This is a genomic window from Thermodesulfobacteriota bacterium (assembly GCA_040758155.1).
GTDB lineage: Bacteria > Desulfobacterota > Deferrimicrobia > Deferrimicrobiales > Deferrimicrobiaceae > UBA2219.
Map to the genome: position 1 here is coordinate 1 of JBFLWB010000035.1, position 24,144 is coordinate 24,144.

Here is a 24,144-nt window from a genome sequence, read left to right on the forward strand (position 1 = left end):
GGGACAGCGATGAGGTCGGTCCCACTTTTGCGGAAGTTCTCTGGACCGTCCCGGTTCTGACGTTTTAATGTACCGATTTGGACGTGGAGAGGACGGCGGCCGGCCGGGGATCCTCCGCGGGGAAGCCGGTCCGCTGGTTATGGAACTCGTACGCAGGCGTATACCCTTTCACGAGGGTGTCGAGCTTCCCGACGACGCCGAACCGGTCCCCGAGCCGGGCCAGCTCGTCCAGCTCGCCGAGCAGCCGCTGCCATGAAGGGGGCATCACCTCGCTGCCGATCAGCTTCATGACCTTCGGGTGGGAGGTGCGGCACACGTCCTCTCCCTCGATGATCAGCTCCTCGTGCAGCTTCTCGCCGGGGCGCAGTCCCGTGAACACGATCTCGGCGTCCACGCCCAGCTCCTTGCCGGACAGGCGGATCAGGTTCTTCGCGAGGTCGACGATCTTGACCGGCTCGCCCATGTCGAGGACGAAGATCTCGCCCCCCTGCCCCATCGCCCCCGCCTGGAGGATGAGCCCCGCCGCCTCGGGGATCAGCATGAAATAGCGCGAGGCCTCGGAGTGGGTGACCGTGAGCTTCCCCGTCGTCTCGAGCTGTCTCCGGAAGATCGGCACCACGCTGCCGACGCTCCCGAGAACGTTGCCGAACCGCACGGCGATGAATATCGTGGAATTGCCCGAGCCGTTCATGTTGTGGATGACCAGCTCCGCGACCCGCTTGGTCGCGCCCATCACGTTCGTCGGGCGCACCGCCTTGTCGGTGGAAACCAGCACGAACCGCTCCACGCCGAATTCCGCCGCCGTCTCGGCCAGGATGCGCGTCCCCATGACGTTCGTCTTCACCGCTTCAACGGGATGCATCTCCATCACCGGGACGTGCTTGTAGGCCGCCGCATGATAGATGATGGACGGCCGATACTCCCGCAGGACCTCCCGCACCCGCCCGCGGTCCCGGACGTCGCCGATCATCGGGAGCAGGTCCAGCGTGGGGAACTTCGCCCGCAGCTCCATCTCGATGTCGAACAGAGGGCTTTCGGCGATCTCGAAGAGGACGAGGCGGGCGGGAGAAAGGCGCGCAAGCTGCCTGCAGAGCTCCGAGCCGATGGAGCCCGCCGCGCCGGTCACCATGACCGTGTGCCCCGTGATGCTGCGCTTCAGCAGCTCCGCGTCGAGCTGGACCGGGTCGCGCCCCAGCAGGTCCTCCAGGTCCACGTCCCGCAGCGCCCGCACGCTGACCTTTCCGTCGATTAGATCCCCGACGCCCGGCAGGATCCGCGCCCTGGCCTTCGTTTCCCGGCAATGGTCCAGGATGTGCCTCAGGCGGGACGGCGGCGCCGACGGGATGGCGATGACGATCTCGTCGATCCGGTGGACGTTGCACAGCGCCACGATGTCTTCGTGGTCCCCCAGGACGGAAACGCCGTCGATGCGGGCGCGCCGTTTCCCCGGGTCGTCGTCCACGAAGCCGACCTCGACCATTCCCAGCGACGGGTTCTCCCGGATCTCCCGGAGGATCATCTGCCCCGCCGCCCCCGCGCCCACGATCAGGACCCGGCGGTCGTTCTCGTTGTACCGGCGCCCGAGCGTCTCCCGGCCGAATCGGATGAGGTACCGGACCCCGAGCACGAGAAGGATCGTGAGGATCCAGTCGATGGCGTAGATCGACCGGGGGATGGCGGCGCGGGAGTAGTAGAACCAGGTGGCCCCCCAGAACAGGAACGACCCGAGAGAGCATCCGCCCAGGATCGGCAGGACGTCCCGGATCGTGACGTACCGCCACCACCCGTGGAAGAGGCCGAAGGCGAGGAACCCCGCCGCCTTCGCCAGGAATACGATCGGGATCGCCGCGGTGATGACGGGGAAGTACTGCGTCGGGATCGAGAACTCGAACCGGAGGAAATACGCCCCCACGAATGCGAGTACGAAGATGAAACCCTGGAGGAACAGCTTCAGGACATACCGGTAGCGGAAGATGATCCGCTCCTCACCGGCCACGGAATCCGTGATCTCCTCCCTTTCCGCCCGCGGATCGGCGGGCGCGCGATCGGCCATGCGCGGTCAGCCTATTCCTTGATGCCGAGCAGCTCGATCTCGAACGTGAGGGTCGCTCCCGGAGGAACCATGGGTCCCGCCCCCCGCTCTCCGTAGGCGATCGCCGACGGGCACACCAGCTTTGCCTTGCCGCCCACCTTCATCTTCTGCAGCCCCTCGCTGAAGCACTTGATGACGCCGTTCAGCGGAAACTCGGCCGGCTGGCCGCGTTTGTAGGAGCTGTCGAACTCCTTCCCGTCGGTCAGCGTCCCGCGGTAGTTCACCTTCACCGTGTCGGACGGGCCCGGCTTTTTCCCGGCGCCTTCCTTCAGCGACAGGTAGATCATGCCGGAAGCGGTCTTCTCGGCCCCTTTTTCCTTCGCGGCCTTCTCCTCGTACGCCTTGCCCGCGGCCGCCATCTTCTCGCTCCGGACCTTCCGGCGCGCGTTCGCGAGCTCCTGCACTTTCAGGCCGTACACCTGCAGGTCGACCGCCGCGGGGTTGCCGGCGTTGGCGTCGGACAGCCCCTGCTTCACGAACTCGAGCTCGGCGGGCGTCAGCTGGAAGTCGGCGACGGAGCGGTGCAGCATGAGGCCGAGGGCGTACAGCGTCTTCTCGTTATCGGTCTTGGGTGCGTCCGCGGCGAAGGACGGAACGGCGAGCAGGAGGAGAAGAACCGCCGATGCTGTTCGCATGCATTTCCCCTTTGAGTCGGGATGGAAAAAGTTAACGTTAGATCATAATACCGATCCTCATCGAACCGCAACATTTCGAATTATTTCGATGATCCGTTCCTGTTCCCCGCGGGAGAGGGCCGTTCCGGACGGCAGGCAGATTCCCGATTCGAATATTTCCGCCGATACCCGGCCTCCGCGGAAGCGGCATCCCGAAAACGCCGGCTGAAGGTGCATCGGCTTCCATACCGGCCGGGACTCGATATCCGAGCGCTCCAGCCGGAGCCGGATGTCCTCCCGCGAGGCGCCGAACGCCTCCGGGTCGACGGTCATGCAGGTCAGCCAACGGGTGGACCGCCCCCCCTCGATTTCCGGCATGAAGGCGAGTCCGGGAAGGTCTCCGAGGAGCGCGGCGTAATGCCCGAAAATCTCCCTTCGCCTCGCGACCCGCTTTTCGAGGGATGCAAGCTGCCCACGGCCGACCGCGGCCAGCAGGTTGCTCATCCGGTAGTTGTAGCCGATCGTGCTGTGCTGGTAGTGCGGCGCCGCGTCGCGGGCCTGGGTCGCCAGGAAACGCGCCCTCTCCACGAGCCGCCCGTCGTCGGATGCCAGCATCCCTCCGCCGCCCGTCGTGATGATCTTGTTCCCGTTGAAGGAGAAGACCGCAATCGCCCCGAAAGAGCCCGCGGGCTTTCCCTTGTACGTCGCGCCGAGCGCCTCCGCGGCGTCTTCGACGACGGGAACATCGTACTTCCCGCAGATTTCGAGGATCCGGCCGTAATCCGCGCATTGACCGTACAGGTCGACCGCCAATACGGCCTTCGGAAGCTTCCCTTTCGCCGCGCAGGCGGCGAGCTCCTCTTCCAGGAGCGCGGGGTCCATGTTCCAGGTCTCCCGGTCGCTGTCGATGAAAACCGGCGCTCCGCCCGTGTACGCGACCGCGTTCGCCGTCGCGGCGAAGGTGAACGAGGACACGAGCACCTCGTCCCCCGGTCCGACTCCCAGCAGCAGCAGCGCCAAGTGGAGCCCCGCGGTCCCGCTGGAAAGCGCCGCGGCGTGGGAAACGCCGACCTTCCCGCAGAACTCCCGCTCGAACGCGTCCACGTGCGGCCCCAGCGGGGCGATCCAGTTGGAATCGTAGGCGTCGAGAAGAAGCTCCCGCTCGGGACCTTCCATGTGCGGAGGGGAGAGGTAGATCCGGCTCATCCGATGCGGCCCGCGCCTATTCCAGATGCCATCCTGCTTCCCGTGTCCTGACGATCCTTGCCGGCACCCCCACCGCCGTGCAGTTGTCCGGAAGATCCTTCGTCACCACCGCGCCGGCGCCGACGACGGCCCAGCGCCCGATGCGGATGCCCGGGATGACCTTCGTCCCGATCCCGAGGAATGCGCCTTCCCCGACGGTCACGCTCCCCCCGAGCACGCTCCCCGGCGCCACATGCGCGAAATCCCCGATCCTGCAGTCGTGGTCGACGGAGCAGGAGGTGTTCAGGATCGCGTGGCTTCCGATGACGGTATCGATGTTCACGGCGGCGGACGGCAGGATCATCGCGCCGGGCCCGACGGCGACGCCCCTCCCGATCACGGCCGACGGGGCCGCGGCGATGCCGTACTCCACGTCCCACAGCGACGCCAGCCGGCGCCGGATCCGGTTCTCCCCGATCGCGAGGATGACCTTCCTCCCCTTCCACCAGCCGGGGGCCATGGAAGCGGATCCGCCCAGCACGGGCACGCCCGGCACGGGCTCCGTTCCGAAGAGCGCGGGATTCTCGTCGTAACAGCCTTCGACCGCGCAGCCCGACGCCAGGAGCGCATCGATCACGACCTTGGCGTGCCCCCCGGCGCCGAGGAGGATGTAGCTTTCAGGCATCGCTTCCCTTCCCGTCCGAAGGGGAGCCCATGAACTCCGGCATCGTCGCTTCCCCTTCCGCGTTGATCCCTTCCCGCCGCGCCACGGCCGCCATCGTCCTCAGGAGGATCCTCAAGTCAAGCCCGAAGGATCGGTGGTCGACATACCACACGTCCAGCGCGAACTTCTCTTCCCAGGTGATCGCGTTCCGCCCGTTGACCTGCGCCCACCCGGTCAGCCCGGGCTTCACCTCGTGGCGACGGCTCTGCTCCGCAGTGTACCGCCCCAGGTATTGCGGGAGAAGGGGTCTCGGCCCCACGAGGCTCATGTCCCCGCGGAGCACATTGTACAGTTCCGGCAGCTCGTCGACGCTCCATTTCCTCATCCACCGGCCGATATCCGTCAGCCGATCCGCGTCCGGGAGCGGTTTCCCGTCCTTCCCCGCCGCGTCGCGCATCGTGCGGAACTTGTACAGGCGGAACAGCTTCCCGTGAAGGCCGGGGCGGGGTTGCGCGAACAGCACCGGGGAGCCCATCCGCCACCGTACGGCGAGCGCCGCCGCCGCGATCAGCGGCGAGAGCGCCAGGAGGGCGATGGAGCTGACGACGATGTCCATCGCGCGGGAGCCCCGGTACGCCGCGCGACCCGCGTTCATGCCGCGGAGATGCCGAGAGACCGGTAGGTTTCCAGGACCGTCCGGAAGACCGACCGCTCGTCGAATTCGTTCAACGCCTTCCTCCGGCCCGCTTCGCCCATCGCCCGCGCCAGCGCGGCGTCCCCGAGGATCCGGCCGATCCCCTCGGCGAGCCGCTTCGCGTCGCCGGCCGGCACCAGGATCCCGGTCCTGCCGTCCGCCACCGCCTCCCGGCATCCGCGGATGTCGGTCGCGACCACCGGCAACCCCATGGAGGACGCCTCCATCACGGTCCTCGGAAATCCCTCCCGGTAGGACGGGAGCGCGAACACGTCCATGGCGGAATAGAGCTCCGGCAGGTCCAGCCGCATCCCGGTGAAGACGACGCGGTCCGCCACCCAGCGCTCCGCCGCTTCCCGCGGGGAAACCGCATCGTCCTTGGCCTCCTCGGGGCCCACCACCAGGAGGCGGACATCCGGGAAATCCTTCGACAGGATCGTCACGGCGTCGAAAAGGTCGAGGATCCCCTTCTCGCGGACCAGCCGGGCGACGATCCCGACGACCCGGCATCCGGGCGGAATCCCGAGCGACCTCCGGACCGCGGCCCTCCCCTCCCGCAGAGTAGGCGAGGGGGAGAAGCGGGCAACGTCGATCCCGTTACCCAGGAACCGGATCTCCTTCCCCGCATAGAGCCCCGCCTCCCGCGCGGTCTCGATGTCCGCCCGGTTCTGCGACAGCGCCGCGTGGACGCGGGAAGCGATGACCCGCTCCCAGAAGAGGAAGAACTCCCGGCGGAGCCGTCCCATCCCGTCGCGGAGGTAGAAGCCGTGGATCGTGTACACGAGCCGGGAGACGCCCGCCATCCGGGCGGCGAGCGCCCCGAGGAGCGAAGCCTTCGGCGTGTGGAGATGCACTAGGTCGAACCGCTCCCGGCGGAAGAGACGGTAGAGGGAAAGCAGCGACGAAAGGTCGGAGAAGGGCGCGACGGCGCGCTTCATTTCCACGCGGTGGACGACGATCCCCGCGGCCTCCACTTCCGGGAGCCACTTCCCGTCGGAGCACGCGACGTGGACCCGCATCCCCTTCCCCCGCAGGTAACACATCTGGTTCAACAGGAGGAACCTTGCGGACAGGTCGACCGTTGCGACATGACAGATCTTCGGCGCGGCCGTCCCCGGCCCGGTCCCGGTCACGCGGCGCCAAGCCACGCCTGGAACATCAGCACGTCCCAGAGGTGATAGGACCAGTTCCTGCGGCCGGACAGGTGTTCCCTCCACATCGACCGGACCGGTTCCGGACGGAAGAACCCTTCCCTTTTCAACCGGCCCTCGTCCAGCAGCTCTTCCACCCATTCCTTCAGCGGCCCCCGAAGCCACGCATCGATCGGAATTCCGAATCCCATCTTCGGCGCCTCGACCAGGCGCGCCGGCAGGTACCGGCGGAGGAGCCGGCGCAGGATCCACTTCCCCTCCCCGTCGCGGATCCTCATTTCGAGCGGGAGGCGCCACGCGAACTCCACCACCCTGTGGTCCAGCAGGGGGACGCGCGCCTCCAGGCTCACTCCCATGCTGGCGCGGTCGACCTTCGCCAGAATGTCGTCGGGCAGGTAGGTCGCAAGGTCGAGGAACATCATGCGCCGGGTGATGTCGCCGACGTCCGGCCACTTCGAGCGGTCGGTCAGCACGGTCGGCGGCTCCCGGGAATCCAGGACCACCGACTCCGGCTCCCAGTGCGAAACCAGCCTGCGGTAGATTTCCTCGGGCGACGACGAGGTCACCGTCCCCGCGAACTTGTGCACCTTGTCTCCCGGCAGGCGGACGCGCAGCCTGCCCGGCAGCAGGGGATCCATCGCCGAGAACACCTTGTCCCACCCGCCCGGGGAAAGGGCGGTCAGCCCCCTCGCGATCGCCGCCTTCGCCGGCTTCGGCAGCCACCCGGCGTGCCGCCAGATATCCCGGACCCAGGAGTGGCGATTATACCCCCCGAACAGTTCGTCCCCTCCATCCCCGGAAAGCGCGACCGTCACGCGGCGGCGCGCGGTCCGGGACACGAGGAAGGTGGGGATCTGGGAGGAATCCGCGAACGGCTCGTCGTAAAGCGCCGGCAGTTCGGGAATGACCGCCATGGCCTCGTCCGGCGTCACGCAATGTTCCGTATGCTCCGTTCCCAGCTCCTGTGCCACCGCCCCGGCCTGCTTCGCCTCGTCGTATTCCGACTCCCGGAAGCCGATGGTGAACGTCTTCACAGGCCGCGCGCTCTGCGCCTGCATCAACGCCGCGACGGTGCTCGAATCGCACCCGCCGGAAAGGAAGGCGCCCAGCGGCACGTCCGCTTCCATGCGGAGCGCGACGGCATCGCGCAGCAGGGCGTCGAGCGCCTCGACGGCCTCTTCGGGAGGTCCGGCGAAAGGCTGCCCGGCCCCCGCCTCCATGACTTTCCTTGCCGACCAGTACTCGCGGGACGGCGGGAGGTCCCGCCCGCTATCCGGAAGCGGGATGCTCAGCAGATGCGCGGGCAGCAGCTTGCGGATCTCCCGATAGATCGAATAGGGCGCCGGTACGACATTGTGGCGCATGTACAGCGCCAGCGCGCCGCGGTCGATTTCGCCCCGCCAGGCGGGATGGGCCCGCAGCGCCTTCAGCTCGGAGCCGAAAAGGAGCGTGTCCCCCGCCCGGCCGTAGTAAAGCGGTTTCTCCCCCATGCGGTCGCGCGCCAGGTGCAGCGTGCGCTCCCGCCGGTCCCAGAGAGCGAAGGCGAACATGCCGTTGAACCGCTCGAGCGCGCCCGCCACTCCCCAATGCTCGAACGCCGCCAGCATCGCCTCGGTATCGGAACGGCCGCGCCAGGGCGGCGCCGCCCCTTCGCTTTCCAGCTCCCTCCGCAGCGCGCGATGGTTGTAGATCTCTCCGTTGTAGGCAACCACATAGCGCCCGCTGCCGGAAAGCATCGGCTGATGCCCCTGGCACGACAGGTCAAGGATCGATAGGCGCCGGTGGCCCAACGCGATGCCCGCTTCCGCGTCCACCCAGACCCCCGAGTCGTCGGGACCACGGTGGGCGATCGCCTGCGCCATCCGGGAAACGGCGGCCGCCATTTCGTCGCCGTTCCGGAACCCGTCCCGGAAGAATCCAGCAAATCCGCACACCGCTACATCACCCCGCCGTCCGCCCGGAGAGGCCGGCTGCTTCCCGGAGAAGATCCACGACACGCGGGGCGGCCGCCTGCAGGGAATACTCGCGCTCGACCCGTTCCCGGGCCGCCGCGCCGCAGGCGCGCCGCAGGCCGTCGTCCTCCGCCAAAGCGCGCAGGGCCCGGACCCATTCCTCCCGCCCGTCCGCAAGATATCCGACCGCGGCCGTCACGATGTCCCGGTTCGCGCCCACCGGGGCGGCCACCACCGGCTTGCCGCACGCCATGTACTGAACCAGCTTGTAGCCGCACTTCCCCCGCTCCCACGGCTCGTCCGGGAGCGGCATGATCCCCACGTGGACGGAGCCGAGCAGCCGCGCCTCGTCGCATTCGGACCAGGGGTGCTGCTCCAGCGGCACGTCGAATCCCGGAAGCGGGGAGGCGCCGATGGTGACCAGCCGTATCGGCCGCTCGGCGCTCAACGCTTTCAGCGCATCGCGCACCATGTAGAGGAATTTCGTGGTGGATGCGCTTCCGATCCACCCGATGCGGAACTCTCCCGATGCCGGCGCCTCGACGGCGTCGTAGCGGCGTATATCCACGACCGTGGGAATGCGCCGGACGTCCCTCGCGCCCCGGGAGCGCGCGTAGCTTTCCAGGTAGGCGCTGCCGGCGACGACGATCCGCGCGCGCGCGAGCAGCGGATCGAGCTTCCGCCCGAGAAGCCGCCGCACCCAGGGGGAAGCGTGCAGGTCGTAAGTGTGGAAGACCGCATCGTCGTAATCCACGACCAGGGGAGCGCCGGCGCGCGCCGGAAGGCGTTCGAACCCGCCGGGGAGAAACGGGAACAGCTCCTTTTCGACCCATGCCACCGAGCAGCGCCCCGCGCCGAGCAGGGCGCGGATCCTCCGCAGATAGGCGCAGGTCACGTCCCGGAATCGCCGCTCCCCCGACGCATAGAGGCGATCGAGATAGCCGTCCTCGAAGAAGGGGGCGACCGTCACCTCGGCCCCCGCCTCTTCCAGGAACGGCAGGTACTGGTAGAACCTCAGGCGGCTGCTCGCGCCCAGCGGACCGTACCTGCTCAACAGGAGGATCCGCCAGCGCTCAGTCATGCAACGCGCGCCTGACGAGGCCGGGGAGGTCGCCCCACAACATCGCGTAACCGCGCAGCGTATCCAGCGCCTCCGCCCCGGAGCGGCGGGCGGCGGCCCGCAGCAGGCGGGGAAACGGCTCCAGCAGCAGCGTGACCGCGGAAACGCACCAGGCCTGCCCCCGCCCGAAGTGCTTGAAGGCGTAAAGCAGCCGGCTGCGAAGGGAATAGAACAGGCGGTGCGCCTTGACCTGCTCCGACGTGCCGCCCCCCTTGTGGAAAGCCTCCGCTTCCGCGAGATAGTAAGCCGCTCGCCCCGATTTCCTCGCCCTCAGCGAAAAATCGAGATCCTCCAGGTAGACGAAGAACCGCTCGTCGAATCCCCCCAGCTCCTCGAACAACCCGCGGCGCACGAAGTAGAACGCGCCGATCACGTGATCCACCGCCCTGCTCCGTTCATGGTCGAAATCGGCCATGAGGTGGCCCGGAAACAGGGAAGGGAGGAGCGCGTTCGCCCCCGAGGCGATCGAGAGCATGTGGAGCCACCCCGGAAACCGCGCGCAGCCGCGCTGGACCTTTCCGTCCTCCCCGACGAGCTTCACTCCGCAGATGCCCACCGCCGCCGCGCCCGCCCCCTCCATGAAACGGCACACGGCGGCGAGGGCGCCGCGCAGGACCCGCACATCGGGGTTGAGAAAGAGCAGGTAGTCGCCCGCGGCCCCGGCGGCCCCGGCGTTGCACGCCTTTGCGAACCCTAGGTTCCCGCCCGCCCGGACGACCGTGACGCCGCCGCCCGCGGGTCCCAGCTCGAGGGAATCGTCCGTCGAGCCGTTGTCGACCACTACGATCCTTCCCACCAGGCCGTCCCCGAATTCGAGCACGGATTCTATGCAGGCCCGGAGCTGCCGCCCCGAGTTCCAGTTCACCACGACGACGTCAACGGACATCCGGCGCCGTTTTCCCCGGGATCCCCGGGAAGTCTCTCTTCAGCAGGGAATGGTTGATGATGGCGACCGGCAGGAAAACGACCCACAGGTAATCGAACTTTCCCAGGTAAGGGTTGGTGTTGCTGGCGATCAGGAAGCATGCCATCGCCACCAGCACCGGGACCATGTGCATGCGCAGGCCGGGGTCCCGCCGGACGATCCTCATGCCGTGGAAAACGATCCATCCGATGCCGACCGCGTACGCCGCTATCCCGACGATCCCCGTGTGAAACAGCAGGGAAAGGAAGTACAGCTCGTACGACCAGGGCATTTCCAGCGAGCGGACGGACCCTTCCGCGACCGCCCCCATGCCGGTCCCAAAAAAGGGGCTTTCGGACCATCCGGCCAGGAGCGCGTAATACTGCTCGCGCCGCAATACCGCTCCCAGGTCGTCGGAGAATTGAAATCCCTCCGACAGCCGGGCCAGCATGCCCGAAATCCCCACGTCGAACACGGTCTGGAGCAGCCCCATGGAAACGCCCACGACGCAGGCTATATAGAGAATGGGCCGGATCGTTTTCCGGATCGCCCCCTGCCGTTCCCTGACGAAATACAGGACGGCGCTGGTCAGCAACGGCGTCAGGAGCATGACCAGCCAGAGCGCGCGCCTTCCGCTGAGCAGCGAAACGCATGTCGTCAGGACGAACGCAAGCACGAGCGTTTTCCTGCCGACGGGGAAATCCCCCGCTCCCGTCCATGCGAGCAGGCTTGCCGTGACGAACGGAAAAAGGAACAGCAGGGAGGATATGGAATACAGATTGTAACGGACGAGATCTTCGTAGAAGCCGGCGCTTTGACCCAGGTCGAGCTCGATGTACAGGGCGTCGGGCACGAATCCGAGCTCGTGGAACAGGTAGTAGATCGCATACAGCGGGATCGCGATCGAGGACCAGACCAGGACGCGGGCCACGCCGCGGAATACCCGTTCCTCCGACATCGCGGATAGGATCACCATGTAGACGATCGGCCAGATGACGTAAACGGTGCTCACCCGGACCGCCCCGGGATTGCCCCTGACGTACCCGTAGAACACGTAGGCCATGCCGAGGAAGGCATAGAAAAGGGAAAGGACGAACACCTGGATGTGGATCCGGAACCGGACCCCGTACAACAGGCCGAGGACGATGCCGAAAAAAAGGCCCGCCAGCAGGAACGCCTTGATCTCCTTGTAGGACGTCGGGACGAACAGCATCAGGAAAAAGAGGCAAAGGCCGACCGCCGCCAGGAGGTTCCCCGCGTCCGGCTTCCGCGGATGCGCGTTGGGGCCGTTCATCCGACGCCCAGGATGCGGGCCCCGATCCGGCTGGCCCACGTGGCATTCCCGCAGCGGGAAAGGTCGTACATGCCGGTCCGCGCCTTCCGGCCCCGCGCGATGCAGTAGAGGGCGGAGATGAAATTCATGACCGGCGCCGGAACCCTGCCGATCGCCCACGGCAGCAGCCGCGACGCGCCGTCGAGCCCGCCGCGCAGCAGCCGGCGGTACTCCGCCGGCGTGTATCCACCCGTCGCCCGGAAAAAGACCAGCTTCCGGACCTCCTTCCACGGTTCGCGCGGGTAGACCCGGCCCTTGGCCCTGTCCGAAAAATCGCCGAACGACCAGATCAGCTCCGGCCATTTGAACATCCATATCTCGAAGGAGCGCGATGTCCACATGGCGTTTCCGTACCGGATGACGATGAGCGGCTCCGCGATCGCCCGGATCCGTCGAAGGGGAGGATGCTGGAAGATCACCCCGATATGGATGAACAGGGAACCGAAATAGGGCGCGCGGTCCCGCCGCAGCCACAGCTCCCTCCGGATGACGACGCCGCCGATGAATGACAGGTAGCCGGCCGCCTCCGAAAAGAACCGCTCCCCGTCCTCCGGTCCGTAATCCCGGTCGGCGCGGAAGTCGAGCATCCGTTCCTGCAGCACCTTCGAGAAATCGTGGTTCCTGACCTGCGCGTTCACGACGACGAGCTCCGGCGACCCGCCGATCGCCTCGAGGACCCGGGAGACGGCTCCCGGCGCCATCAGGTCGTCGTCCGTCATGAGCCAGCAGTACTCTCCCCTCGCGTAGCCCACCGCCTTGTCGTAGTCGCGGTCGACCCCCGAATTTTCCGCTTCGCGGTAATACCGGATCCCGGGATGGGCCTGCAGGTACGGCGCGACCGCCGCGGGCGTTTCGTCCGGCGATGCGCCGTCCACAACGACGATCTCGACATCCTCCAGCGGCTGGCTCAGGATCGAGTCCAGCGTCTCCCCGATGAACCTTCCCCGGTTGTAGGTGGCTATGCAGATGGAAAGTTTCGGTGGAATCGTCTCAACCCCCTCCCGCCATATCCAGCACGATCCGCTCGATCCTCTCTGCGGCGCGCCCGTCGAGCCGATGGAACCATCGGCCCAACAGTTCCTGCCTTGCGGCTTCCAGGCTTGCGGTTCTCTCCCCGATGTCTCCGTTCCGGACGCTTTCCATGAGACTCTCGACCTGCTCCGCGGATCCCGCCACCAGCGTCGCCCCGGAGCGTTCGAACAGGGGGCAGGTGTTTCCTCCCGGGAATTCGAGCGATATCGCCGGCTTCCTCATCACGAGCGCGTGGAACGTCGACGTGGAGGCGAACGACACGAACGCGTCGGCGGCCCGGATCAGGTCGCGGATATCCAGCGTCTTTTCCGCCAGCCGGACATTGCGCATCCCCCGCGAGAGCTTCGACAGCTCCGCCGGGTTCTCGGTCGGGTGCGGCTTGACGATCAGGCACAGCTCCTCCCTTGTCCTCACCGCATCGAGAAGGGCCCGGATCATGTCGCGCCGGATCTCCGGGCAGCCGAAGAAGCCGTAGACGTACGGATGCGACGCGAACAGGACCATCTTCCTTCCATCGGGAACGCCGAGGCTCCTTCGGATTTCCCGCACGAAGTCCTCCCGCGTTTCCGCCGCATCGTCGTAACGGGGCGACCCGGTGACGGTCGCCCGGTCCGCGGGAACGCCGTGATCCGTCGCCACCCGCAGGTTGCTTTCCCCGGTGGCGGCGAGATGGTCGGACACGAAGAACCTCCACTCGATGCTCTGCTCGTCGTAGAGCGCGAACTGGATCTCGAGCGTCTTCACGCCCGCCGCCTTCCCCGCGTGGCAGAACACGCGGTTCCTCGGATCGTTCACGTCCGTGGACAGGAGCAACGCCGGACGATGGCGCCGCATGACGCGCAGCGCCACGGCGGCCTGGTCCGCGAGCAGCGGCAGGCAGAAACGGAAAAGCCAGTGGAAGGAATCCCGGAAATCCGGCCAGGACATCCCTCCCGCCCGGACGATCCCGGGCAAGGCGGCCGGCGATACGATCCTGGCCGCCGCGCTCTCGAGCCGGCCGCGCATCTCCCTCGCGACCCGCGCGGCTTCGCCGTCCCGGTATTCCCACAAGGAAAGGGCCGTTCTCGCCCGGGCGATCCGCTCCCGGCGGGAAGGGAACCGGTCGTCGAGGACGACCACCGGCGTGTCGGAGCGCCGGGAAAGCCTGGCCGCCACCGGCTGCAGCGTTTCGCGATACATGTAGTTCGAGAACCCGAGGAATACGAAAGGAGGCCGGTCCGGCCAGCGGCCGCCGCCCACGTCGCCGGCGAATGCGCGGATCCGGGCATCCACGCCCGACCGATAGGCGCAACGGACGATCCTGCGGAGGAACGCCTTGCCCGCCGGTTCCCGCGGCGGGCGGGACAGTGCCCGGGAAACATGGGCGATTGCGAACGACGGCGACACGACGTCCCAGAAAGGGATCCCCTCGACGGTCAACGCCTCCGCGACGGTCCCGCCGCCGGGAAGGACCGCCTCCCCCCAGGCCTTGACGAGGTCGGCGGATCGATGGAAGTTCGCGGTGATGCCGTTCAACGGTTTCGCCGGGACGCGACCCGCCCCGCCGCCCTGCGCCCGTAGCGGAAAACCTCCCTCGCCAGCCCGGAAAAGCCCTCGACCGCAAGGATCGACGAGACCGCATTCCGGTGCGGACGGAACCACTCCGACGGATGGAACCGCTTGTAGGACAGGTATCCGCTCTTGATCCTCTCCTCGAGCAGGCGCTTGTTCTCTAGCAGCTCCCCGTCGGCGAACCGCGTCAGGTTCAACAGCAACGGAGCCCCGATGTAGTAGCCCTGGTCGAGGCGAAGAAGGAACTCTTCCTCGTCCCGGATCCTCCCCTCCGCGACCAGGTCCGCGTACAGGGGCGAACCGGGCAGCGGCGTCAACAGGCTGAGGTGGCATATCCCACGGCCGGTCGCCGGGTAGAATTTCACGCGCTCGAAAAACCGGGCCGTCTCCTCGATGCTGTCCGTGTCCTCGCCGGGATAGCCGTAGATCATCTGCACGACCGGCACCATCCCGGCCTTGATGGTGTTGGCGACCGCCAGCTCGTTCTGCCGGACGGTGACGCCCTTCTCCATGGCGTCCAGCATCCTCTGGGATCCGGACTCGACGCCGTATCCCACGCTGGTGCAGCCGGAATCCTTCATCGCCTTCAGCAGGTCCAGGTCCACGACATTCGCGCGTCCCTGGCAGTCCCAATAGATCTTCAGCGGCTTGAGCTTCTCGCACAGCTCGTAGCCCCTCTTTTTGCTGACCAGCACCAGCTCGTCGGCGAAGCTGACGCCCCGGATGCCGTATTTTTCCCGGAGCAGGACGATCTCTTCGACGATCCTGTCGATGCTCCTGAGGCGCGCCCCGCGATGGGTCCGGGAGCAATACCTGCACCGCCACGGGCAACCCCTCGAGGTCAGCATCCCGATCGTCCGGACGGCCGGCACGCCGAACATGCCGCTGTTCCCCAGGTAGATCTCCATGTCGAAGAATTCGTACGGGGTGAAGGGGATGGAATCCAGGTCGGCGATGTGCGGCCGCTCCGCCGTCGTCACGATCCGGCCGCTTCCGTCGCGGTACGCGATCCCGGCCACCGACCGCAGGTCGCCCATGCTCCCCGCGAGCTCCCTGACCGTTTCCTCCCCTTCGCCGATGACGCAGATGTCGGCCGCCGTGGACCGCAGCACGATGTCGGAGCTGAACGTGGCCAGCGGCCCGCCCATCACGATCGCCGCGTGCGGCTGCCGTTTCCTCGCCTCGGCCGCGAACCATCTCGCCCACTCGTACTGTGTGGAAAACGCGTTGATCCCGATGAAGTCCCATTTCGACTTCGAAAGGTATGCGCCCGTCTCCTCGCGGGAGAAGGACCGGGCAAAAACGTCCAGGAGCTCCGTTTCGCACCCCGCCCGGCGCAGGGCCGCCGAAACGCACCCGATGCCGATCGGCACGACCGACGGCGCCCGGTTCGTGTGCGGAAGCTGTACGAGCAGCGCCTTCAACGGGCTACCGTTTCCTGCAAACGACGTAAAACGTCGGCGCCAGGATGTGCCCGATTTTCGACTCGGTCCTGTCCGTCCTGCGGATCGTCCTGTAGAGGGTTTCGTGAAACGCTTTCGTCAGCAGGCTCCCCACGATCGGCAGCGTCAGCACAGGGAAAAGGAACCCTCCGGCCTCGCATCGGAGGACGGTGTTTCCCCCCCGTTCGAATTCCCGGCAATATTCCTCCGCGGTGAACGTGTTTTCGAAATGGGGAAAATCGCGGTAGCTTGCGATGAAGATGCGCTTCAACCTCCCGTGCGCCAGGTTGTTCGCGAACCGCAGCGGGTACAACAGGACGTTCATCAGCGTCAGGAGCGAAAACTTCTTCGTGATCACGCAATGGATCTGGATCCCGCCCGGCTTCGTCAGCCGGGTGATGCTCGCGACGACCGGGCGCAGCTCCTCGAAATGCTCGAGAAGGCCGAAGCTCATCACGCAATCGAACGAGTCCGCGGGGAGTTTCGAATCGAGGAGATCGTCCTGCAGGAACGTTCCCCGGGCGCCGTACGCATTGAAGTTGTCCTCCGCCAGCCGGATCGCTTCCGGAGCGTTGTCGGAGCAGGTGACGTCGAAGCCGTTTCTGGCGAGATAGAGGGACGTCCTTGCCCCCCCGCAGCCGCATTCGAGCACTTTCGCCTTCGACGGATTCCCGAGATACCTGTCGATGTCCTCCTTTACGAACTCCCACTGGATCAGGTTCATCAGCTCGACCGGGGTGTCCTTTCTCTCGCTGTAGGTCACCTTCAGCCGCTCATACGATTCGTTCCAGTTCTCCACCTTGTTCCCTTTTACGCGCACGATGGGCTCCTTATTCCTTTTCCGGGGCGCGGCGCCATCCGGACAGTATGTCCATGAGGGAGGACCAGACGCCGCTGTTCCGGTTGACCAGCCACACGAACGGAAGCAGAAGCACGCTCACGGCGAGCAGGCGCACGAACCCCCAGAACAGCTGGGACCCCCAGGGATCCGCGGGATGCGCGAGAGGACCCGTCGATATCAACGCCGCCATCATCGCGAGGAACAGGCCGAGGTGGCTCGAAAGGAACCGCAGCGTCTCCCTCCATTTCCCCTGCGCAAGATGCACGGAGACCCCCAGATAGCCGAGCCCGTAGACCGCGTAGCCGATGACCGTCGCCCAGGCAATGCCCCGGACCCCGTAACCGAGACTCAGGAGAGCGATGTCCAGGACCAGGGCGACCGCCATGGCGACGGACAGGAAGGCGATCAGCACCCTTTGGCGGTCGACCGCCACCACGAAGTTCCCCACGCTGTAGGCGATCGCCAGAAAGAAGGATCCGGGCACGACGATCTCCACCAGGGAGATGGCCGGAATGTATGCCGGCAGCAGGAGCCGGATCGCGACGGGCAGGGCGATCGTCGCCGCGGCCGCCAGGAAGATCATCAGCGAGGTGATCGCCCGGACCGGGTTCAGAAGAAGGCCGCTGACCGCGAAGCTGTCTCCCGAAACGGCATACCGCTGCAGCATTCTCGGGTAGAGGACATTCGAGGCGGAAATCGGGACCAGCCCGAGCAGGTTGCCGGCCATGATCCCCAACGCGTAGTAGCCCAACTCCGTCTCGGAAAGCTTCCAGGCGATGATCCATCGGTCCATGCTCAGGAAGATCATGTCCATGAACCCCAGCAGGATCAGCGGGAAGCCGAGCACGAACGCGCTCCGGACCTGCTCCCGCCTGAGGGAAAACCCGAACCGGTAACCGCTCTTGCGATACCAGTAGCCGAGCACGAACGGGTAGGCCGCCGCGATCCCCCAAAGGGCCCCCAGCAGCCGGTCGGGCCAGACGTACGCGAGCGCCAGCACCGTGACGGAGGACAGGACCGACAATCCGGCGATGCCCCTGCTCACCAGGTCGAAACGGTTGTCCCCCCGCAACAGGCAAAAATAGAAAACGAAAACCATCTGCAGCACGACGACGAGCGCGACGATGCGGATGGAGGACGCGTACGCCGGATCGACGAGGAACGAAGCCAGGAAGAGGGCGGCGGCGGCGATCAGCGACAGCAGGAGGCTCGCCCAGTAAGAGCTGTCCTTCAGCTCGTCGAATTCCGCGGCGTTGCCGAGTCCTCGCAGCATCGGGACCTTCTTGTTCATCCCGTGGAGGATCCCCATGTGCGCGTTCGCGCCGTATCCGATGATCACGTTCATGAGATTCCAGATGCCGAGCTGCGCCGGGCCGAGCAGCACCGGGATCGCCACCGAACGGAACAGCGCCGCTCCCTGGGCAACGATGGTGGAAAGCAGGTATTGCGTGGAATCCCTGAGGATCCGCTTCCGCTCATCCATTTCGATCGGCGATGGCGGCGACGACCCGTTCGATTTCGGCGGGGGAGATCCCCACCGAGCAGGGAAGGCTCAGGGCGTCGCGGTACAGCCGGGCGGACACGGCGCAGTCCGTCGTCCAGGAACCGCGATGGGCGGGCGACAGGTGCATGGGCTGCCAGAGCGGGCGGGACTCGATCTTTTTCCCCGCCAGACGGCGCAGGAGGGCGCGGCTGTCCGCTCCCGCCTCCGCTTCCTCCACGAGGATGGTGTACAGCCAGAACGTGCTGAAGGCCCCCCTCGGCTCCGAAGGGCAGCGGATGCCCGGCATCCCCGAGAGCGCCTCCGTGTAGGCTTTGGCCGTCGCGCGCTTGGACGCCACGTGGAGCTCCAGCCGCTCCATCTGCGCCGTTCCGACGGCGGCCAGCACGTTGGGCAGGCGGTAGTTGTACCCCACCTCCCCGTGGACGTATTCCACGGGGTCGTCCTTCGCCTGGGTCGTCAGATGACGCGCGCGCCGGGCCAGCCCCTCGTCGTTCGTGACCAGCATCCCGCCGCCGCCCGTGGTGAGGATCTTGTTTCCGTTGAAGCTCAGAACGGCCGTTCGCCCGAACGATCCGGCGGGCCGTCCGTCGTAGAGCACGCCCAGGCTCTCGGTGGCGTCCTCGATCACCGGGAGACCGAACGCCCCGGCCTCCTCGAGGATCGGCGACATGTCGCAGGGGTGCCCCAGGATATGGACGGGCAGCACCGCGGCGACGCGCCTCCCGGTGTGCCGGTTCTTCAGCGCCCCCCCCGCGAAGACGCACTCCCTCCGCAGGAAGTCCCGCAGCTTCTGCGGGTCCATCTGCCAGTGGGCCGGCTCGGCGTCCACGAAAACGGGCCATGCGCCCACGTAGCGGACCGCGTTGGCCGGGGCGATGAAGGTGAGGTCCGACACCGCCACCTCGTCGCCGGCGCCCACCCCGGCCAGCAGCAGCGCCACGTGCAGCGCGGCCGTGCCGTTCACGGTCGCGACGGCGTGCGCGGTCCCGACCGCGGCCGCCGCCATCCGCTCGAACCGCTCGACGTAGGAACCCGCGGAGGAGACCCAGTTCGTGTCCAGGCACTCCTTCACGTAGGCCCATTCGTTCCCGCGCAGGCAGGGCGCGGACAGCGGGATGAAGGTGTCAGACGTGGTAGCGCTCCGGATCGTACAGGTGCGCGCGCGATTCCAGCCACCGCGCCGTGCGGGCGATCCCCTGCTCCAGCGGGACGGCGGCCTCCCAGCCCAGCAGGCGCTTCGCCTTCGACGGGTCGGACAGAAGGAGCATCACCTCGCTGTTGTCGGGGCGCATGCGCGCCTCTTCCCGCAGGACCTCCGCCCGGATCCCCAGCGTCCTGCAGGCGATGTCGAACAGCTCGCCCACGGAGACCGTCCGCCCCGTGCCGAGCTGGATCGTCTCCCCGTCCACCCCTTCCGCCTCGGCGGCCTTCACGAATCCCTCGACCGTGTCGGCGACGAACGTCAGGTCGCGCTTCGGATCCAGGCGGCCGAGCCGCACTTCCCTCCGGCCGGAAAGGAGCTGAACGAGCATCGTCGGCAGGACCGCGCGGGTGGATTGCCGCGGTCCGTACGTGTTGAACGGCCGCAGGGTCGCGACCGGAATGCCGAACGAGCGGTGATACGCTTCGCAGAGCATGTCCGCCGCGATCTTCGAGGCGCTGTAGGGGGATTGCCCCTGCAGGGGATGGGTCTCGCGGATGGGAACGGCCTCGGGCGTCCCGTAGACCTCGCTCGTGGAGGTGTTCACCATCCGGCGGCAGCCCGCGCGCCGGACGCCTTCCAGCACGTTCAGCGCGCCCTTCACGTTGGTGTCCACGAAGCTCTCGGGCGCCGCGTAGCTGTAGGGGATCGCGATGAGCGCGGCGAGGTGGAAGACGGTGTCCACGCCCCGGCACGCCTCCTCTACGAAACGGGCGTCGCGGATGTCGCCGAGCCGCACGTCCAGGGCCTTGCGGACCGGCGCCTCCGCCTCGTCCAGCCAGCCCAGCGATCCGTTCGAATTGTAGAAGCAGAAGGCGCGCACGTCCGCGCCCAGCCCGGCGAGACGCTCGGCGAGATGGCTGCCGATGAAGCCGTCGGCGCCGGTCACCAGGACTTTGCGTCCCTTCCAGTTCACGGGCGGCCTCCCTCCCCCCGGGCCCGCAGCAGCTCGCCCGGGTGCCCCACGTCGATCCACTCCTCCTCGATGGGAAACGCGCCGACCGCCTCGCCGCGGGCGAGGCATCCCTCGAGAAGCGCGGGGAGGGGGAAGAATTCGTCCCGGGGCACCCTTTCCACCATGCCGGGCTCCAGGACGTAGATGCCCGTGTTGACGAGCCACGTCTGCGAGGGCTTCTCCCACATGCCCGTGACGCGCTCCCCTTCCCGCTCCACCACGCCGTATGGCACGGTGTGGCCGTATTCGTGGACCGCGACGGTGGCCCGGAAACCGCCCCTGCCGTGGAACGCGAGCAGGTTCTCGACGTTGACGTGCGTCAGCAGGTCGCCGTTCAGGACGAGCAGGGGATCCGCGGGCCGCCCGGGGAGCAGCGACAGCGCCCCGCCCGAGCCCAGCGGACGCTCCTCGCGAAGGTACTCGATCCGGCATCCGAGGCTCTCCCCGTCCCCGAAATGCCGCTCGATGATTTCCCTCTTGTAGTTCACCGACAGGAACACCCTGCGGATCCCGAATCCCACGAGGTGGAGGACGATGCGCTCCAGGATCGGGCGCCCCGCGACCTTCATCATCGGCTTGGGGAGATCGTCGGTCAGGGGCCTCAGCCGTTCCCCCCGCCCTCCGGCCATCACAATGGCCCAGTTGGGCCGCTCGACCGCCCCCAGGATTCCCCGCATCGTGTGCAGGCCGACCAGGCGGCCTTCCGCGTCCAGGATGGGGATCTGGCTGATGCCGCGGGAGCGCATCAGGTCGAGCACTTCCACCCTTCCCATGACCGGGTCCACGGAGGTGAATCCGCTCTGCATCGTCCCCCGGATGTCCGAATCCAGCGTGCCGCCGGACAACAGCGCCCGCCGGATGTCCCCGTCCGTTAGGACGCCGAGCAGCCGCTCCCCCTCGTCGACCACGAGCACGATCTCCAGCCCCGACTTCTCGAGGGAACGCAGCGCGTCCCGGATCGTGCCGCCGCGCCCGATCTTTCCCGATTCGAATCCCATCGCCTCCCCTGCCGCCCTTCACGCCTTCCGGTACATGATCCGCGAGTAGTCCCCGCAGGAAGACCGGTTGATCATGGCCTGCAGTTCGTTCGCCCACCGGGCCAGGAACTTTCCCGCGTCCGTTCCGGCGACGTGCTCCATGGACAGGATGTTCTGGACATCGAGCCCCTGGGTCTCATGGTAGATGATTTCCAGGCGAAGCGCATCGGCCAGGTATTGCAGGCTTTGCCGGGTGAACAGGACCACGTGCTCCGTGGGGTCCACGATGGAGGAGCGCGCCTGCATGACCCGGATGCTGAAGCTGTCGAAATTGGGCGTGAACACGAGGACGCGCCCGCCGCTTTTCATCAGCCGGAGGACGGACTCCATGAACGGCACGGGGGCGGGGACGTGCTCGATCACGTCGAAGAGCGTCACGATGTCGAAGTCCTTCTCCGGAAGGCGCTCCAGCTCTTCTCCGAAGACGGGGAGCCCGGTCTTCCGCGCCGCGAACTCCCGAAGCCGCCCGGAGGATTCCGTGCCGAAGCAGCGCCGGCAGCTCTCCTTCGCGGCGGCCAGGAAATAGCCGTTGCCGCATCCGATATCGAGGATCTTGAGGTCCGTCAGGTCGCCGCAATATTTCGCCAGGATCCCGACCCGCTCCCTCCCGAACCGGTCGCGCCGGTAATTGAAATGATCGTCGGTGTCCTCCTTCGAGAAGGAGACGTATTCCGGACTCTTGTAGACGTCGTCCAGGTTCGACGGGATCCTGGCGCCGTACCGCAAGCCGCATTCGAGGCACCCGACCAGGTCGACGCCGTGCTTCGGGAATTCCGCCTCCCTCCGCGCGCAGCCGCACAGGGGGCAGGACCTCACATCCTTCCATCCGCCGCCCTTCTCGATGGCGCGAAGCTTCACGTTCTCGATCTCGTTCTGCCTGCCCAGGAAATCGCCCGCGCGCATCCTGGAGACGTCGACCGGCAGGAAACCCTTCAAAAGCTCCGAGAGCATGGCTTACCCCTTCCCCCCGTTTTCCGGCATGAGGCTGGCGAGGTAGCCGGGAACGGCATCGCCCGGGTATTCGTCGTAGACCGCCTTGTTCAGCTTCCAGATCCCGTTGTCGTTTCTCCACACGTGGGGCGTCCGGAACTTGTCCATCACCTCCCAGAAATGCTCCTCGCCGATGTCGAGGTATTCGAGGAACTCCTTGAACCAGCGCCGCGGGAACTCCCCGTCGAACCGCCGCACGAGCGCCGCCCCCTCTTCCCTCGTTATATGGCCGTCCCGGATCTCGTGGGCGGCGTCGGAAGTGCACCGCCCGATGCCGAATTTCATGAACGCGAGATAAAAATGGAAACCGTCCATCTGGTCGTCGAGGCTGGCGTACTTGGAGTAGGTACCCTCGGAGCGGCCGAAGGGGTTCGCCTGGAAGCCGCAATGCTCGCTCGCCAGGTAATAGTTCTCCTGCGGGGTCCATTTCTTGTAGTAAGAGAACCAGTGGAACTCGATGCCGCGCCGGGCCATGTCTGCCGGATCCGGCGGGCGGTAGAAGGTCAGGTCGGTCTCGTCGTAATCGTCCTTCTTGAGGTAGTCGGTTTCCTGCAGGCCGTAATCGATCAGGTCGTCGACGGTCGCCCCCTTGAAATACTGTTCGGCCCACACTTCGAAGGGCATCCCCCGCAGGTCGAACACGCGGGGATCCCCGCTGTACTCGGCCTCGCCGTTCTCGCCGAAGAACACCAGCTTCACGTCGAACGCCCTGGCGATGTGGAACGCGTAGCACACCTGGCCGTAGGTGAATGGCTGCCAGGCGTCGCCCAGCGCCTCGAAGGCGACCCGCGACAGCTTCCTGTGAAATTTCCCGTTCTGCCACGCTTCCAGGTTGGTGAACCCGCCGGTCTTTATGAAGGCGCGGAAGTTCTGGTACCCTTCCGGCGTGTACTCGAACGGCGCCCACGTGATCGTGAGGGGGTGCATCCCGTAGCGGTACTTCAGCTCCCACGCCACCCGGGCGCTGTCCTTGCCGCCGCTCGCGGGCACGACGATGTCGAAGCGCCCGTCCGTCCTCCGGTACCGGTCGCAGAGCTCCCGCAGCTCCTTCTCCCTCGCGCTCCAGTCGATCCGGGAATTCTTTATCTCCGCGTACCGGCAGGCGCCGCAGACCCCCTCCTCGTCGAAGTGGATGCGGGGACGCTGGTTGGAGACGACGCACTTTTTGCAGAACTTTATCTCCCGGGGGAGGATCGGGATCTGCCGGTCGATGATCTTGCTGCTGGGCATGACTTCTCTTCTCCTTCTTACCTTCGGTATGCCTTCACGATACCCGCCAGGTTCCGGTAGAATTCCAGCCCGCGCGGGCCGCTCCGCTCGGGGTGGCACTGGCAGGCGAATATGTTCCCGAGACGCAGCGCCGAGCAGAAGCTCTGCGCGCCGTGGCGCGTGACCGCGATGGAAACGGAATCGTCCTCCGGCTTCACGTAATACGAATGGACGAAGTACATGAACACGCCGTCCGGGAACCCCCTCATAGGCGTCCCTTCCCACGGATCTTCCCGCCGCTCGACTCTGCGCAGCGCGTTCCAGCAGACCTGGGGGACCTTCACCGGCTCGCTCTCCCCGATCCGGTTCTCCAGGCGGAGCACCTTCCCGGGGACGATCCCCAGCCCCGCCCTTCGCCCGAACTCGTAGCTCTCGGACATCAGGAGCTGCATCCCGAGGCATACCCCCAGGAAGGGCTTGCCCGAGAGCGCGATCCCGCGCAGCAGGTCCGCCAGCCCCAGCCCCTCCAGGTTGGCCATGGCGTCTCCGAAGGCGCCGACCCCCGGCAGGATCACCACGTCCGAATCGAGGATGTCGCCGCGCGACGAGGTGACGACGCCCTCCATCCCGGCATGGTCGCAGGCATGCCGGACGCTGAACAGGTTCCCCATCC

21 protein-coding genes are annotated in these 24,144 nt (G+C 66.7%); all 21 read right to left on the reverse strand.

Features of this window, described 5'->3' with window-relative positions; genetic code table 11:
- Positions 1–64: 64 nt before the first annotated feature.
- A complete protein-coding gene (locus AB1346_02145; GenBank protein ID MEW6719231.1) occupies positions 65–2,053 on the reverse strand; it encodes a nucleoside-diphosphate sugar epimerase/dehydratase in 1,989 nt (662 codons plus the stop codon).
- An 11-nt stretch (positions 2,054–2,064) separates the two neighbouring features.
- The gene (locus tag AB1346_02150) at positions 2,065–2,727 is read right to left on the reverse strand and encodes an FKBP-type peptidyl-prolyl cis-trans isomerase (GenBank protein MEW6719232.1); all 663 of its coding nucleotides are present in this window, start codon (positions 2,725–2,727) and stop codon (positions 2,065–2,067) included.
- Between the two features lie 57 nt (positions 2,728–2,784).
- Positions 2,785–3,912, reverse strand: a complete 1,128-nt coding sequence (locus AB1346_02155) for an aminotransferase class I/II-fold pyridoxal phosphate-dependent enzyme (GenBank protein ID MEW6719233.1) — start codon at positions 3,910–3,912, stop codon at positions 2,785–2,787.
- A gap of 16 nt (positions 3,913–3,928) precedes the next feature.
- Positions 3,929–4,576, reverse strand: coding sequence for an acetyltransferase (locus AB1346_02160; GenBank protein ID MEW6719234.1), 648 nt, complete (start codon positions 4,574–4,576; stop codon positions 3,929–3,931).
- Positions 4,569–5,210, reverse strand: a complete 642-nt coding sequence (locus AB1346_02165; protein MEW6719235.1) for a sugar transferase — start codon at positions 5,208–5,210, stop codon at positions 4,569–4,571. Before AB1346_02165 ends, AB1346_02160 begins: the two co-directional genes overlap by 8 nt.
- A complete protein-coding gene (locus AB1346_02170; GenBank protein ID MEW6719236.1) occupies positions 5,207–6,397 on the reverse strand; it encodes a glycosyltransferase family 4 protein in 1,191 nt (396 codons plus the stop codon). Before AB1346_02170 ends, AB1346_02165 begins: the two co-directional genes overlap by 4 nt.
- Positions 6,379–8,334, reverse strand: coding sequence for an asparagine synthase (glutamine-hydrolyzing) (gene asnB / locus AB1346_02175; GenBank protein ID MEW6719237.1), 1,956 nt, complete (start codon positions 8,332–8,334; stop codon positions 6,379–6,381). Before asnB ends, AB1346_02170 begins: the two co-directional genes overlap by 19 nt.
- Positions 8,335–8,341: 7 nt before the next feature.
- Positions 8,342–9,433, reverse strand: coding sequence for a glycosyltransferase family 4 protein (locus AB1346_02180; GenBank protein ID MEW6719238.1), 1,092 nt, complete (start codon positions 9,431–9,433; stop codon positions 8,342–8,344).
- Entirely contained in the window at positions 9,426–10,358 is a 933-nt protein-coding gene (locus AB1346_02185) for a glycosyltransferase family 2 protein (GenBank protein ID MEW6719239.1), read from the reverse strand. The genes AB1346_02180 and AB1346_02185 overlap by 8 nt, the downstream gene beginning before the upstream one ends.
- Positions 10,348–11,670, reverse strand: a complete 1,323-nt coding sequence (locus AB1346_02190) for a hypothetical protein (protein ID MEW6719240.1) — start codon at positions 11,668–11,670, stop codon at positions 10,348–10,350. Before AB1346_02190 ends, AB1346_02185 begins: the two co-directional genes overlap by 11 nt.
- Positions 11,667–12,719, reverse strand: a complete 1,053-nt coding sequence (locus AB1346_02195) for a glycosyltransferase family 2 protein (GenBank protein MEW6719241.1) — start codon at positions 12,717–12,719, stop codon at positions 11,667–11,669. Before AB1346_02195 ends, AB1346_02190 begins: the two co-directional genes overlap by 4 nt.
- Entirely contained in the window at positions 12,700–14,256 is a 1,557-nt protein-coding gene (locus AB1346_02200; protein ID MEW6719242.1) for a CDP-glycerol glycerophosphotransferase family protein, read from the reverse strand. Before AB1346_02200 ends, AB1346_02195 begins: the two co-directional genes overlap by 20 nt.
- A complete protein-coding gene (locus tag AB1346_02205) occupies positions 14,253–15,716 on the reverse strand; it encodes a radical SAM protein (protein ID MEW6719243.1) in 1,464 nt (487 codons plus the stop codon). Before AB1346_02205 ends, AB1346_02200 begins: the two co-directional genes overlap by 4 nt.
- 4 nt (positions 15,717–15,720) lie before the next feature.
- Entirely contained in the window at positions 15,721–16,554 is an 834-nt protein-coding gene (locus AB1346_02210) for a class I SAM-dependent methyltransferase (protein MEW6719244.1), read from the reverse strand.
- A 10-nt stretch (positions 16,555–16,564) separates the two neighbouring features.
- A complete protein-coding gene (locus AB1346_02215) occupies positions 16,565–18,058 on the reverse strand; it encodes an oligosaccharide flippase family protein (protein MEW6719245.1) in 1,494 nt (497 codons plus the stop codon).
- A complete protein-coding gene (locus AB1346_02220; GenBank protein ID MEW6719246.1) occupies positions 18,051–19,226 on the reverse strand; it encodes a LegC family aminotransferase in 1,176 nt (391 codons plus the stop codon). The genes AB1346_02215 and AB1346_02220 overlap by 8 nt, the downstream gene beginning before the upstream one ends.
- Positions 19,204–20,196, reverse strand: a complete 993-nt coding sequence (locus AB1346_02225) for an SDR family NAD(P)-dependent oxidoreductase (GenBank protein MEW6719247.1) — start codon at positions 20,194–20,196, stop codon at positions 19,204–19,206. The genes AB1346_02220 and AB1346_02225 overlap by 23 nt, the downstream gene beginning before the upstream one ends.
- Complete coding sequence (locus AB1346_02230; protein ID MEW6719248.1) at positions 20,193–21,233, reverse strand: nucleotidyltransferase family protein; 1,041 nt, start codon at positions 21,231–21,233, stop codon at positions 20,193–20,195. The genes AB1346_02225 and AB1346_02230 overlap by 4 nt, the downstream gene beginning before the upstream one ends.
- An 18-nt stretch (positions 21,234–21,251) precedes the next feature.
- Positions 21,252–22,223 (reverse strand): class I SAM-dependent methyltransferase, encoded by a 972-nt coding sequence (locus AB1346_02235; protein ID MEW6719249.1) that lies wholly within the window; start codon positions 22,221–22,223, stop codon positions 21,252–21,254.
- A gap of 3 nt (positions 22,224–22,226) precedes the next feature.
- Positions 22,227–23,492, reverse strand: coding sequence for an N-acetyl sugar amidotransferase (locus tag AB1346_02240; GenBank protein MEW6719250.1), 1,266 nt, complete (start codon positions 23,490–23,492; stop codon positions 22,227–22,229).
- Between the two features lie 17 nt (positions 23,493–23,509).
- Positions 23,510–24,144: imidazole glycerol phosphate synthase subunit HisH (hisH, locus tag AB1346_02245; protein ID MEW6719251.1), on the reverse strand; the 635-nt coding region annotated here is incomplete at its 5' end.